Origin of the sequence: Rhodococcus sp. BP-316 (assembly GCF_019836105.1) — a bacterium.
Classification (GTDB): domain Bacteria; phylum Actinomycetota; class Actinomycetes; order Mycobacteriales; family Mycobacteriaceae; genus Rhodococcoides.
The window spans coordinates 201,858-214,609 of record NZ_JABUEE010000001.1; the positions used below are offsets into that span (position 1 = coordinate 201,858).

Genomic DNA, 12,752 nt, shown 5'->3' on the forward strand with positions numbered 1-12,752 from the left:
CGATGTTCGTTCTGACCGTGGACCAACGCGGAAGTCGACGCGACATCGATCGCGTCGCCGACATCCTCGACCGAGCCACCGACCTGGTCCGCCCGTTCGAACGCACGGCCGGCGACGAGGTCCAGGGTGTGGCGGACGACGCGTCGGTGGCACTCGACCTCGCCCTCGACTTCCTCGAGGACGGGCACTGGAGCGTCGGGATCGGGGTGGGGGCCGTGGAGGATCCGTTGCCACGCTCCACCAGAGCGGGTCGGGGCCCGGCGTTCGAAGCCGCGCGGGACGCCGTCGACAGCGCCAAGAACGCCGTCGCCCACATCGCGGTCCGCGGCGGTGACGCCGAGTCCGCCGGCGATGCCGACGCCGTGGTGGCACTGCTCGCACTGCTCCTGGTCCGGCGCACCGAGCAGGGCCGCGCCGCGGTCGACAGTGTCCGCAGGCTCGGATCGCAGACCGCCGTCGCCGAGGAACTGTCCATCACACCGCAGGCAGTGTCCCAACGACTGGCCGTCGCGGGGTGGCAGGCCGAGCGTGCAGCACGACCGGTCGTGGCGCGGATGCTCGCGCTCGCCGATCTGCGCGCACGCGGAACGGACGCCTGATGGCGACCACCCTCGCGCTGCTCGCATTCGCGCTCTCCGCCGGAGCAGCACTGCTTCCCGCCCGACCGGTGCCGACGATCCCACCGACGGCTGCGCCGGGACGCCGCGTCCGGTGGCTGCCGCCGCTGCGCTGGTGGATTCCGGCACTCCTGTCCGCCGGGATGCTCGCACTGGCGGGTCTCGCTGCCGCGATCGCCGGCGCACCGGTCACCGGGCCACCACTCGTCGTCGCGATGGTCCTGGTCGTCGCGGTCGCCGTCACCGGCGGCACCGTCGTCGTTCCCGCGGTCTTCCATCTCGCGCGCCGACGGCCCGAGCCCGGAGACGGCGATGCCGACGACGAGCGCCCCGTCCTGCGTGGGGGGCTCGTCATCGGCACACTCGAACGCATCGCCGTCGTGGTCGCAGTGCTCGCGGGGTGGCCCGAGGGCATCGCCGTGGTGCTCGCGGTGAAGGGACTCGCGCGCTACCCCGAACTCCGCGATCCGCGGGCGTCCGAGTACTTCATCATCGGCACCTTCACCAGCGTGCTCTGGGCACTCGCCGCGGGCGGCATCGGCGCGGGTCTGGCTGCCTGACCGTCAGCGGTCCAGTTCGCGCGGTGCGTCGTCGCCCGACCCGGACCCGTCCGGCGTGGAGGCCTCGACGGCCTTTGCGGGCTCCGGAGCCGAGTCCCGCGCCGGGTTGGGTGCGGCGGCCAACGACGTGTCGACAGGCTTGCGTGCCACGGCCTCGGCGTCGGCCACCGCCCGAGCGATGGCCGGGTCCGTCTTCGTGTCGAACCAGTCGGCCACTTCCGCGGAGTCGTCCTCCGGCTTAGAGTGCGTCTCGCCCTGGTCGCTGGGCTCGAAGCGGAACACGCCGTCGTCGCCCGGTGCACCGAGATTCTTGGCGAAGCCCTTCAGGGCGTCGCCGAAGTCGGACGGCACCACCCACATCTTGTTGGCGTCACCCTGCGCCATCTTCGGCAGCGTCTGCAGGTACTGGTACGCGAGCAACTCCGGCGTAGGCTTGCCGGCCTTGATCGCCTCGAACACCTTCTCGATGGCCTTCGCCTCACCCTGTGCGTTGAGGTACTTGGCCGCCCGCTCACCCTGCGCACGGAGGATGCGGGACTGACGCTCACCCTCTGCGGAGAGAATGGCGGCCTGCTTGGCGCCCTCCGCGGACAGGATCTGCGACTGCTTGTCACCCTCGGCCGTCTTGATGGACGACTCACGGTGTCCCTCGGCCGTGAGGATGGTGGCGCGCTTCTCGCGGTCCGCCTTCATCTGCTTCTCCATCGACTCCTGGATGGAGGGCGGCGGATCGATGCTCTTGAGCTCCACTCGGGCGACACGCAGGCCCCATCGCCCGGTGGCCTCGTCCAACACTCCGCGGAGCTGGCCGTTGATGGAGTCACGCGAGGTGAGCGTCTCCTCCAGGGTCATACCGCCGACCACGTTGCGAAGCGTCGTCGTGGTGAGCTGCTCGACACCGACGATGTAGTTGCTGATCTCGTAGACCGCGGCCTGCGGGGTGGTGACCTGGAAGTACACGACGGTGTCGATGGACACCGTCAGGTTGTCCTGCGTGATCACCGGCTGCGGTGGGAAGGACACGACGCGCTCACGCAGGTCGACCTTCGCCCGGACACGGTCGACGAACGGCACGAGGAACGTGAGCTGCCCGGAAACCGTCTTGGAGTATCGGCCCAGACGCTCGATCACCGCGGCCTCGGCCTGCGGCACGAGCGTCACCGACTTCGCCACCACCACGGCGACGAACAGCACCACCACGGCAAGGGCGATCAAGGCGGCATAGTCACCCATCTAGGGTCCTTTCCACACGACGGCCGTGGCGCCGTCGATCTTCATCACGGTCACGGTCGTTCCGGCCGCGTACACCTCGGTGGGATCGAGCGGACGAGCCGTCCACACGTCACCGTCCAGCCGCACCGTGCCGGAGTGCTGATCGATGGCATCGAGCACCTGCGCGGATCGCCCGGTGAGCGCGGCGATCCCGGTGGGGGTCGGCGGGGGCGTCGAGAACCGGCGGGTCAGCACCGGCCGGACACCCAGGACGAGGGCTCCGGACAGGATCGCGAACACGATCGCGTCGCCCCACACGGGGAAGTCGGTCAGCGCCGAGATGCCCGCGGTACCCAGGGCCCCGCCGGCCAGCATGAGAAGGAAGAAATCTCCGGACAGCGCTTCACCCGCAGCGAGAATCACCGCTCCGACGAGCCACAGAAGTGCAACCACGAACTCCACAGTAGCGACGAACGACGAGCCCGTGGGGTGCGCGCGACCGTCGTGGGGAGATCGTTACCGACCTGTCTCCCCGTTCTCGTCACCCAGGGTGACGAAGTCGACGAGGCGCTCCACCGCGCCGATGAGTGGCGCCTCGAGATCGCGAAAACTGGACACCGCACCGTAGACCCGGCGCCACCCGTCCTGCGGTGTGCCCCAACCCAACTCGCGGCAGATGCCGGTCTTCCAGTCGGTGCCGCGCGGGATCCGTGGCCATGCCTCGATGCCCACCGCGGCGGGCTTCACCGCCTCCCACACATCGATGTAGGGGTGTCCCGTGACCGTCACGTACGGGCCGAGCGACCGCGTCAGGCGGTCCTCCTTCGAACCGTCGACGAGGTGGTCGACGAGAACCCCCACCCTGCGTCCCGGCCCGGGTCCGAACTCCTGCAACCGCTCTGCCAGGTTGTCCAGTCCCTCGAGATGCTCGACGACCACACCCTCGACCCGCAGGTCGTGGCCCCAGACCCGTTCGACGATGGCGGCGTCGTGAATGCCCTCCACCCAGATACGGCTGGGCAGAGCCACTTTCGCTCGTACGTTCTCCACCCGCGTCGACCCGGAGGCCGAGCGGGTCGGAGCGACGGCACGGGTCGGCGCCGGACGCGTCAGCGTCACCGGGCTTCCGTCGACGAGGAAGGCGGCCTCGCGCATCGCGAAGAGCCTCCGTACGCCTCGGCCGTCCTCGAGCCGGACGAAGTCACCGTCGTACGTGCGCTCGAAACCCACCACGGCGCCGCAGAATCCGGTCGCCGCGTCCTCGACCACCACGTCCCGTTCGGCCGCCATCGTCGGGACCACGCGTCGCGCTCGCCTCGCGTGCCCGGCGAAGATGTCGCCGCCGTACCGGTTGTCCGCTGTCATCGTCTTCCCTCGCCCTCCGCGCTCACTCCCGGGACAGGACTGTCGGGTCACCGGGCCGTCCCACGGTATCGGCGCCGCGCACTCCCCGACCGCAGCCACGCCGGTCGCCTCCGACGCCGCCTATGATCGGACGGTGTCGTCCCCATCCTCGAGCCTCGCCATCTGGTGCGGCGCCTGGCTCGCCGGAGCCGCGCCGCCCGACGACGTGATCGATGCCCTCACCGAGTGGGCACCGTTGGCCCTCGTCGTCGCCGCCGATCCCGAGACATCCGAGCGGCACGACCTCCCGTGGCCCACTCCTCGTGACGTCGGCATCGCCCAGTTGCTCCGAGTCGTCCGCGCCGCGGCGCCCGTCGGCGACCGCGAGGTGACCGTCGACATGGTTCTTCCCGCCCCCGGTGACGTCGCCGGGCTGCCGACCGACTCCGCGTTCTCGGCAGCCGCCGTGCTCGCGGGCGAAGGCGTCGTCATCGGAGTGCCGGGTCAGCCGGGTGTCGGACTCGTCCCCACCGACGAGGGCCCCGACGTCATGCGGTGGACGGTGTTCACCGTCACCGTGCCGGTCACCTACCAGGAGCTGGCGCTCGGGGAGATCGAGTACTCGATGCGGGACACCGTCCGGAGTGCGGCCGAGGCCCTCACCGCGGTGCAGACGGTCGACACCGGCCGTTCCGGCGGCGACCCGCACACGATGATTGCCGAGCGCCTCGCCATCGCGAGCCGCCATCGCTACCCGCCGCTCCCCGAACGCACCACCCGAGTTCTCGACACGGCCGACCGGGTGGACGCCATCCTCGCGGCCGCGCAGACGTCGGCGCCCTCGGAGGCACCCAGCAGCAGCGGTGCCGAGGCCCGCGAAGCCGTGCTCCGACCGTTGCGTCGCGCCGTGCGCGCCGCGCGCCGTGCCGCCGTGCGCGCCGCCGTGGACGGGTACCTGTCGCCCGATCGACGCTAGCGGTACCCCCTCGCGCGAGTACGTCCGTAGTGTCGCGATCCATGCCCGGATCACGACATTTTCGGCGTACTCGCGGGTGGGTGGTTCCGGGATGTTCGAGCTGTCAGGCCGGGCGGCGACGCACTGGGGGCTCACAGCAGCCGGGATTGCACGGCGTTCCGTCGACGGTGGTCCCGAAGGCGGGCTCGGAACCCAGACGCAGCGGCGCGGTGCCCACGGTGCGTTCCTCGACCAGCGTGCGCACGAGCCGGGCGAATCGAGGGTCCGCACCCGGGGTGCCGGCACGCTCGAGAGCGATGCCGAGTTCCTGCGCCTTCTCGACCGCCTCGGTGTCCAGGTCCCACACCACCTCGAGGTGATCCGAGACGAACCCGACCGGGCAGATCACCACGGCGTCGACGCCCGTCTCCGCCAGGGCCTCGAGGTGATCGCAGATGTCGGGATCCAGCCACGGGATCTGTGGCGGTCCCGACCGGGACTGCCACACGACGTCGAACTCGTCGACACCTGCTGCGGCGGCGCACAATCGGGACGCCTCGGTGACCTGACGGCTGTAGAGGTGGCCGCCCGCCGACGGCGGACCCGCGGCCTCGTCCGCCGAGACGGGCACCGAGTGCGCCGTGAAGACCACGCGAGCACCGGCCCGGCGATCCGCCGGAAGCCTGCCGATCGCCGCGCGGATCGCGTCGGCGAAGGCATCCACCATGAGCGGATGGTCGTAGTACTGCCGCAGTTTGGTGAGCTGCGGAGCACCCTCCCCCACGGCGGCACGGGCGCGGGCGATGTCTTCGTGGTATTGCCGACAGCCCGAGTACCCGCCCCAGGCCGAGGTGGGGAACACCAGCGCGTTGCGCACGCCGTCGGCCTTCATCGCGGCGACGGTGTCCTCCGCCATGGGGTGCCAGTTGCGGTTACCGAAGTACACCGGCAGATCGATGCCCGTGAGCGCGAACTCGGTTTCGACCGCGGCGATGATCTCGCGGTTGAGTCGGTTGATCGGCGAGACCCCACCGAAGTGGTGGTAGTGCTCGGCGACGGCATCGAGGCGTTCGGGCGGGATTCCGCGGCCACGGGTGACGTTCTCCAGGAACGGCCGCACCTCGTCCGGCCCCTCGGGCCCACCGAAGGACAGCAGCAGAAGCGCGTCGTAGGTCATGACGCCATTGTGCCGGAACCCGTTTCGGTGGACCCGAGAGGATGCTCGGATCGAGGCGAGATGTCAGAGATTCTCGGGCAGCCAGGTGTTGTGGCTCGCGCCGCCGTCGACGTAGACGATCGACCCGGTGGTCGCCGGCAGCCAGTCCGACAGCAGCGCGCAGATCGACTTGGCCACGGCCGTCGGGTCGTTGAAGTTCCAGCCGATCGGGGACGCACCGTTCCAGTACTCGTTGAGCTGGTTCATCTTGTCCGCGTCACCCGTCGCGGTACCCGCGATGGCCTTGGCGGCGAGCGTCTTGATCGGGCCCGCGGCGACCAGGTTGGAACGGACCTTCTTGGCCTCGCCGACCTCGCGGGCGACATAGCGGTTGACCGACTCGAGCGCAGCCTTCGCCACGCCCATCCAGTTGTAGAACGGCATCGCCGTGCGCGGATCGAAATCCATGCCGACGATCGATCCACCCTCGTTCATGACGGGGAGCACGGCGCGTGCGAGCGAGGCGTAGGACCAGGCAGAGATCTGGAACGCGGCGGCTGCGTCGGGACCCGGTCCCTCCAGGAACGGCTTGGAACCCGGGCCCATCAGGGTGCGCGGAGCGAACGCGATGGAGTGCAGAACGCCGTCGATGCCCTCCGGAGCGACCTCGGAGATGCGACCGGCGAGTGCGGCGAGATGCTCCTCGTTCGTCGCGTCGAGCTCGATCGCCGGCGGCACGGGCGCCGGAAGTCGCTGGGCGATCCTGTCGATCAGTCGCAGCCGGTCGAACCCGGTGATGACGACCTTGGCTCCCTGCTCCTGCGCGACCTTGGCCGCGTGGAACGCGATGGACGCGTCGGTGATGATCCCGGTGATCAGGATGGTCTTGCCTTCGAGCAGTCCGCCCATGTGCGTGTGCCTTTCGTGTGAAGTCTGGTGGGCCCGAGTCGATCGGGCAGGAGTCGGGACGAGGTGGGCTAGTGGCCCATGCCCATACCGCCGTCGACCGGGATGATCGCGCCGGAGACGTAGCTCGAATCGGGTGACGCGAGGAAGCTCACCACCGCGGCGACGTCCTCGGGAGTACCGAGTCGCTTGAGCGGGATGTACTCGCGCGCGGTGTCCCGCAGTTTGTCGTCGAGCTCGGCCGTCATGTCGGTCTCGATGAACCCGGGTGCCACGACGTTCGCGGTGATCGAACGCGAGCCCAGCTCACGGGTGAGCGAGCGCGCCATGCCGACGACACCCGCCTTGGAGGACGCGTAGTTGATCTGGCCGGGTCCGCCGGCCTGACCGACGACGGAACCGAGGAAGACGAACCGTCCGAAGCGTGCCCGCAGCATCGAGCGGCTCGCTCGCTTGGCCACCCGGAACGCGCCGGTGAGATTGGCATCGATGACGGAGGTGAACTGCTCCTCGGTCATCCGCATCAGCAGGGTGTCGTCCGTGATGCCCGCGTTGGCGACGAGCACCTCGACGGGGCCCTGATGCTTCTCCACCTGGGTGAACGCGGCATCGACGGACGCGGTGTCGGTGACGTCGCACTGCACCCCGAACAGTCCGTCCGGTGCACCCGAGCTGCGGTGCGTGACCGCGACCTTGTGGCCGTCCGCGGCGAGTCGGCGGGCCACGGCCAGGCCGATGCCCCGATTACCGCCGGTGACGAGCACGGACCGGGAGACGAATCCCCCGCCGGCCGTCGCGTCGGGTGTCGCGGACTCGGGCGCAGAGGACATACGGATGAACCTTCTCTCTCGGGGGTGCTGCTCGCAGCAACGGCCAGTCGGTGGGCGATCACGGACGTCGTCGATCGCCTCGACCCGCGCGTACTTTACCGATGCGTGTCAGGGGACTCGCTGGCGTAGTGACAATGCTGTGACAAGTCCCGCCGACACGAACAGCACTCCGGCGATCAACCAGGGCCGACTCGCGTCACCGCGGGTGGTCTCGTAGCCGATCTGCTCCTCGAGCGTGTCGTACACCTCGGTGAGTTCCTCGAGACTCGACGCCGTGAAGAAGTTGCCACCCGACAGGCGTGCGATCTCCTCGAGCGACGGGTCGTCGACGGGCACCGCGACGCGCTGGGTGTCGCCCTGCTCGTCGGTGATGTCCACCGTGCCGTAACTGGTGCCGAACGAGATGGTGGAGACCGGGATCCCCTTCGTCTCCGCCTCGCGGGCCGCCGTGTACCCACCGCGCGGGTCGTCCGGGTTCTCGGGAACGGTCTGCTTGCCGTCGGACAGCAGCACGATCCGTGCCGGCGGCGCCGCGTCCGATCCACCGAGAACCGCGCCGAGTGTCTCGATCGACTGCATCGCCGTGAAGATGGACTCGCCCGTGGCGGTCCGCTCGGCCAGCTGCAGCCGATCGATGGCCGATTTCGTCGCCTCACGATCGGTGGTCGGTGAGACCAGCACCGATGCCGTGCCCGCGAACGCGACGAGTCCGAGGTTGATGCCGGGAGTCAGGCCGTCGGCGAACTGCTTGCCGGCCTCCTGCGCCGCTGCCAGTCGCGTCGGCTGGACGTCGGTGGCCTCCATCGACAACGACACGTCGATGACCAGCATGACCGTCGCCCGATTACGCGGAACCCGTTGATCGGACGTCGGTCCGGCCAGCGCGACGGTCAGGAAGAGCAGCCCCACGAGTACGAGCGCCGTGGGGACGTGGCGCACCAGTCCGGGGCGCCTCGGTGCGACGCGTTCGAGCAACTCCATGTTGGTGAAGCGCATGGTGTTGCGCTGACGGCGGCGCTGCGCGAGCACGTAGGCCACCACCAGGCCCGCGACCACGAGGAGGAAGAGCAGCCACCAGGGTGACGAGAAATCGGACAGGCTCACCGCGTACTCGCTCCCATGCTCGCGCCGTGGCGTCGCCGGGACACGAAGCGGACGACGTCGGCGATCCAGTCGCCGTCAGTCCGCAGGGTGAGCCGAGGCGCGCTGCAGCCACGCAGGATCTTCTCGACGTTCGCGCGGTGCGCCGCAGCGGCGGCCGCGAAGTCCTCCCGCAACCGGGGTGTCGTGCTGAACTCCCGCGTCCGTCCCGTCTCTGGATCGTGCAACACCACGTCACCGACATCCGGCAGCTCGAGGTCGCGGGGGTCGACGACCTCCACGGCCAGCACGTCGTGGCGCGCCGCCAGGGCGCGGAGCGGACGCTCCCAGTCCGTCGGACCGAGGAAGTCGCTGACGACGACCACCATGCCGCGTCGACGTTCGGGCCGTCGCAGAGCGTCGATGGCGCCGACGAAGTCGCCGCGGGTGCCGTCGGGTGCGTGCGGTGTGGTGGCCACGGTGCGGAGCAGGGACTGGATGTGCGCCCGACCACCCCGCGCGGGGACCCGGACGACGCGTTCGCCCGTCGCGACGACGGCGCCGATGCGGTTGCCGCCGCCACTGGTCAGATGCGCGATGGCCGACGTGGCCGCGACGGCGAGGTCGCGCTTCTCGCACCCCGCGGTGCCGAAGTCGAGGGAGGCCGACAGGTCGATCGCCATCCACGTCTCGAGCTCGCGGTCCGCGACGCTCTGCCGGACGTGGGGGTGCGTCGTCCGGGCGGTGACGGACCAGTCCATCTGACGTACGTCGTCGCCCGGCTGATACTCGCGTGCATCGCCCGGCTCGGAACCCGGGCCCGGGATGAGGCCCAGATGATCGCCGTGCAGAACGCCGTCGAGGCGCCGACGAACGGTCAGCTCGAGGGTGCGCAGCGCAGCCGACAACCGAGGGTCCTCCAGCGATCCCGAGGCGAAGGACGGGGGCGCACCGCGCAACGACTGCTGCACGGCGGGCGCGCCGAACACCGGATCACCGGGCCGGCCACCCGTGGGTGACGCCATGGTCACCGCGTGGGATCGGTCGCGGGAGTCTGCTTCTGCATCCACGGCGCCGGGCCACCCTGCTGAGGACCGTTCTGCTGGGGGCCACCCTGCTGCGACGGTCCGTCGGGACCGGGCTGCGGGGGTCCGGGCTGGAACTGCTGCGGTCCGCCCGGTCCCGCCTGCTGGGGGCCGTTCTGCAAGGGCCCGTTGTGCTGGGGAGCCGGCGCCTGCTGCTGGACCGGCTGGGCGCCGACCTGCGGCAGACCCACGGTCTGCAGGATGCGCGTGATGATCTGCTCGGGTGTGATCTCGTCGGCCAGGGCGTCGTACGAGAGCACGAGACGGTGCCGCAGCACGTCCGGCACCACGTCGAGGACGTCCTGCGGCACGACGTAGTCCCGTCCACGCAGGAACGCCAGCGCACGGGAGGCACTGATGATGCCGAGGGTCGCACGGGGTGACGCGCCGTAGGCGATCCAGCCGGCCACGTCGTCGAGGCCCACGTCGCGCGGAGTACGGGTGGCGGCGATGACGCGCACGACGTAGTCGACCAGAGCATGGTGGACGAACACGGACGCCGCGACGTTCTGGAGGCGCACCAACTCGACCGGGTCGAGGATCTGCTTGGGCTTCGGTGCCGCGACGCCCATGCGGTAGACGATCTCGCGCTCCTCCTCGACCGTCGGGTAGTCCACGACGATCTTGAACAGGAAGCGGTCGCGCTGCGCCTCGGGAAGGGGGTACACGCCCTCGTTCTCGATGGGGTTCTGCGTCGCCATGACCAGGAACGGATCCGGCATGGGGTACGTGTGACCACCGATGGAGACGTGGCGCTCGGCCATCACCTCGAGGAGAGCCGACTGCACCTTGGCCGGAGCTCGGTTGATCTCGTCCGCGAGCACGAAGTTCGCGACCACCGGGCCGAGCTCGGTGTCGAATTCTTCTTTGCCCTGACGGTAGATGCGCGTACCGATGAGGTCGGTGGGCACCAGGTCGGGCGTGAACTGCACGCGGGAGAACGAGCCCCCGACCACCGTCGCGAACGTCTCCACCGCCAACGTCTTCGCCACACCGGGAACACCCTCGAGCAGGACGTGCCCCCGTGCGAGAAGCCCGACGAGGATGCGTTCGACCAGTCGGTCCTGACCGACGATGACGCGTTTGACCTCGTAGACGGCCTTCTCGAGCGTCTGCACGTCCCGAGAGATGTCGGTCGTGTCGGTCTCTCGTGACGTCACCTGTGGAACCACCGCTTTCTACCCGGACTCTGCTGCCGAGCACCACTATTGCAGGTGGCGAGGACACATGACGTTCTACCTGCTCGGACGGGGTGTCACTCCACCATGCGGACGGCGTACGGCGTCATGCCGTCGAAACGGACGGGCGACACCTTCACCACCGATCCCGACTGCGGAGCCTCGAGCATCTTGCCGTCACCGAGGTAGAGGGCGACGTGCTGCGAGGCGCCCGGACCGTAGAAGATCATGTCGCCGCGGCGCATCTGGGACGACGGCACCTGCTTGCCGGCCGTGTACTGGTAGCCGGTGTAGTGCGGGAGCGAGATCCCGAGTCCACCGAAGGCGTACATCATGAGGCCGGAGCAGTCGAAGCCCACCTTGTTGTAGTCGCCGTAGCTGTCGGCGACACCGCCGTCACGGATGCCCTTGGTCGGCCCGTTCTCGTTGCCGCCACCCCACGAGTAGGGGGTGCCCAACACGGACATGCCGCGGTCGATGACGAGTTCGATGGCTGCGGACCCGGTGAGCGACGGATCCTTGGTGGCGGTCCCGCGACCGCCGCCGGACGACGTGCTGCCCGACGACGTGCTGCCCGACGACGTGCTGCCCGACGACGTGCTGCCCGACGACGTGCTTCCCGACGACGAGGTACCCGAGGACGTGCCGCCCGAGGACGAGGTACCGGACGACGTGCCGCCCGACGAGGTGCCGCTCGACGTCGATCCGGTCAGGTCGGTGTGGTCGCGCTCCCCGTCCACCAACGCTGCGGCACGATCGGCGGCGGCCTGGTTCGCGGCCACCCGGGCGGCCGCGGCCACCGCTGCCTCCTGCGCTGCTTGCGCGGCTGCCGCGGCGGCGGCTTCCTCCGCCTGACGCTGCTGGTCCCACTGCGAGTACGCGTCGCGCTGTCCCTCGAGCCCCGCGGCGTCGTTGCGCGCCTGCTCGAGCTCGGCGGAGGCGCTGTCCCGCTGTGCCTCGACGGCCGCCTTCTGCGCTGCCTGCTCCTGCTGTGCGGACACGGCCGCGGCGATGGCCTGTTCCGCCTCGTCCTTCTTCGCGTCCGCTTCCGCGGAGGCACGGTCGGCCTCGATCTTGCTCTGGCGTGCGGTGGAGTCTCGGTTGGCCTCCTCGGTACGCGCCCGCTGCAGGCTGTCCAGGGTGGCGTTCTGCTTGGCGGACAGCATCCGCAGGATCTGCGCGCGATCGAGCACGTCCTGCGGCCCCTGCGCGTCCAGGAGTGAGGAGACACCGGCGGACCCGGTGCCCTTGACGTAGTCGGTGACGGCGAAGGCGTCGAACTTCTTCTGCGCGTCGGAGATCATCTGGCCGGCGTCGCGGAGGGCCTGTTGCGCGATGCCGACGGCCGCCGCGGCGGCGTCGGCGACGGTGCGAGCGTTCTGCAGGTCGACGAGGGCCTTGTTGACGTCCTCGCGCTTGACGGCCACCTGCGCGTCGATCGCGGCGAGTTGCTGGTTGGCCGAGGCGACCTGGTCGATGAGTTGACCGACTCGTCCGAGCTGGTCCCCCACGCGCGCGCCGGCGGCGGCGATGTCGGAGTCGGAGGGATTGGGCGGGGGCGGCGGCACGGCGGACGCGAGACTCGGTGCGAGGAACCCCGTCCCGGACAGCAGCAGCGTCGTCGCGACGACGGCGCCCCCGATCGTGCGACGCAGAGCCCGCGATCGACCGACGTGCCGTCGACCTCCGGAGTATCGCTTCACCTGTTCGTCTCCCTCACGTCCGCAGTGCGGATTCACCCACCGCACGCGTGGGGAGGACACGACGCAGCGTGACAGGATCCCGGACCACAGCCGACAACGGCCGACCCGGGAGCAACGATCAGCCCC

13 protein-coding genes are annotated in these 12,752 nt (G+C 69.9%); 3 read left to right on the forward strand and 10 right to left on the reverse strand.

What is annotated here, in order from left to right; all coding sequences use genetic code 11:
• Window positions 1–2 precede the first annotated feature (2 nt).
• Window positions 3–599, forward strand: coding sequence for a hypothetical protein (locus HQ312_RS00890; RefSeq protein WP_027505318.1), 597 nt, complete (start codon window positions 3–5; stop codon window positions 597–599).
• Window positions 599–1,177, forward strand: coding sequence for a hypothetical protein (locus HQ312_RS00895; protein WP_222637574.1), 579 nt, complete (start codon window positions 599–601; stop codon window positions 1,175–1,177). The genes HQ312_RS00890 and HQ312_RS00895 overlap by 1 nt, the downstream gene beginning before the upstream one ends.
• A gap of 3 nt (window positions 1,178–1,180) precedes the next feature.
• On the opposite strand, the gene HQ312_RS00900 is transcribed toward HQ312_RS00895, so the two are convergent.
• The 3 genes from HQ312_RS00900 to HQ312_RS00910 form a co-directional block, all read right to left on the reverse strand.
• On the reverse strand, window positions 1,181–2,410 hold the full coding sequence (locus HQ312_RS00900; protein ID WP_051613228.1) for an SPFH domain-containing protein: 1,230 nt from the start codon (window positions 2,408–2,410) through the stop codon (window positions 1,181–1,183).
• A complete protein-coding gene (locus HQ312_RS00905; protein ID WP_222637575.1) occupies window positions 2,411–2,842 on the reverse strand; it encodes an NfeD family protein in 432 nt (143 codons plus the stop codon).
• 63 nt (window positions 2,843–2,905) lie between these two features.
• Window positions 2,906–3,754, reverse strand: a complete 849-nt coding sequence (locus HQ312_RS00910; protein WP_056444639.1) for a DUF3097 domain-containing protein — start codon at window positions 3,752–3,754, stop codon at window positions 2,906–2,908.
• Window positions 3,755–3,887: 133 nt separating this feature from the next.
• Here HQ312_RS00910 and HQ312_RS00915 point away from each other — a divergent pair, with 133 nt between their 5' ends.
• A complete protein-coding gene (locus HQ312_RS00915; protein WP_222637576.1) occupies window positions 3,888–4,709 on the forward strand; it encodes a hypothetical protein in 822 nt (273 codons plus the stop codon).
• A gap of 103 nt (window positions 4,710–4,812) precedes the next feature.
• Here the strand turns inward: HQ312_RS00915 and HQ312_RS00920 are convergent, their stop codons facing one another.
• The 7 genes from HQ312_RS00920 to HQ312_RS00950 form a co-directional block, all read right to left on the reverse strand.
• Window positions 4,813–5,865 carry a ferrochelatase gene (locus HQ312_RS00920; RefSeq protein ID WP_222637577.1) on the reverse strand — a complete coding sequence of 351 codons (1,053 nt, stop codon included), beginning with the start codon at window positions 5,863–5,865 and terminating at the stop codon, window positions 4,813–4,815.
• A gap of 63 nt (window positions 5,866–5,928) precedes the next feature.
• Window positions 5,929–6,753 carry an NADH-dependent enoyl-ACP reductase InhA gene (gene inhA / locus HQ312_RS00925; protein ID WP_222637578.1) on the reverse strand — a complete coding sequence of 275 codons (825 nt, stop codon included), beginning with the start codon at window positions 6,751–6,753 and terminating at the stop codon, window positions 5,929–5,931.
• Window positions 6,754–6,821: 68 nt separating this feature from the next.
• Window positions 6,822–7,580: a 3-oxoacyl-ACP reductase FabG1 gene (gene fabG1 / locus HQ312_RS00930; protein ID WP_056444648.1), complete on the reverse strand. Its 759-nt coding sequence runs from the start codon at window positions 7,578–7,580 to the stop codon at window positions 6,822–6,824.
• Window positions 7,581–7,688: 108 nt separating this feature from the next.
• On the reverse strand, window positions 7,689–8,684 hold the full coding sequence (locus tag HQ312_RS00935; RefSeq protein ID WP_056444650.1) for a VWA domain-containing protein: 996 nt from the start codon (window positions 8,682–8,684) through the stop codon (window positions 7,689–7,691).
• Complete coding sequence (locus HQ312_RS00940) at window positions 8,681–9,691, reverse strand: DUF58 domain-containing protein (protein ID WP_374197736.1); 1,011 nt, start codon at window positions 9,689–9,691, stop codon at window positions 8,681–8,683. The genes HQ312_RS00935 and HQ312_RS00940 overlap by 4 nt, the downstream gene beginning before the upstream one ends.
• Window positions 9,688–10,905 (reverse strand): MoxR family ATPase, encoded by a 1,218-nt coding sequence (locus HQ312_RS00945; RefSeq protein ID WP_222637579.1) that lies wholly within the window; start codon window positions 10,903–10,905, stop codon window positions 9,688–9,690. The genes HQ312_RS00940 and HQ312_RS00945 overlap by 4 nt, the downstream gene beginning before the upstream one ends.
• A gap of 95 nt (window positions 10,906–11,000) precedes the next feature.
• Window positions 11,001–12,626, reverse strand: coding sequence for an NlpC/P60 family protein (locus HQ312_RS00950; RefSeq protein WP_374198270.1), 1,626 nt, complete (start codon window positions 12,624–12,626; stop codon window positions 11,001–11,003).
• Window positions 12,627–12,752: the final 126 nt, after the last annotated feature.

Bases quoted from the DNA above. Each gene is read 5' to 3' on its own strand.
- HQ312_RS00890 (WP_027505318.1), top strand. From the start codon at position 3: ATGTTCGTTCTGACCGTGGACCAACGCGGAAGTCGACGCGACATCGAT.
- HQ312_RS00895 (WP_222637574.1), top strand. From the start codon at position 599: ATGGCGACCACCCTCGCGCTGCTCGCATTCGCGCTCTCCGCCGGAGCA.
- HQ312_RS00900 (WP_051613228.1), bottom strand. From the start codon at position 2,410: ATGGGTGACTATGCCGCCTTGATCGCCCTTGCCGTGGTGGTGCTGTTC.
- HQ312_RS00910 (WP_056444639.1), bottom strand. From the start codon at position 3,754: ATGACAGCGGACAACCGGTACGGCGGCGACATCTTCGCCGGGCACGCG.
- HQ312_RS00920 (WP_222637577.1), bottom strand. From the start codon at position 5,865: ATGACCTACGACGCGCTTCTGCTGCTGTCCTTCGGTGGGCCCGAGGGG.
- inhA (WP_222637578.1), bottom strand. From the start codon at position 6,753: ATGGGCGGACTGCTCGAAGGCAAGACCATCCTGATCACCGGGATCATC.
- fabG1 (WP_056444648.1), bottom strand. From the start codon at position 7,580: ATGTCCTCTGCGCCCGAGTCCGCGACACCCGACGCGACGGCCGGCGGG.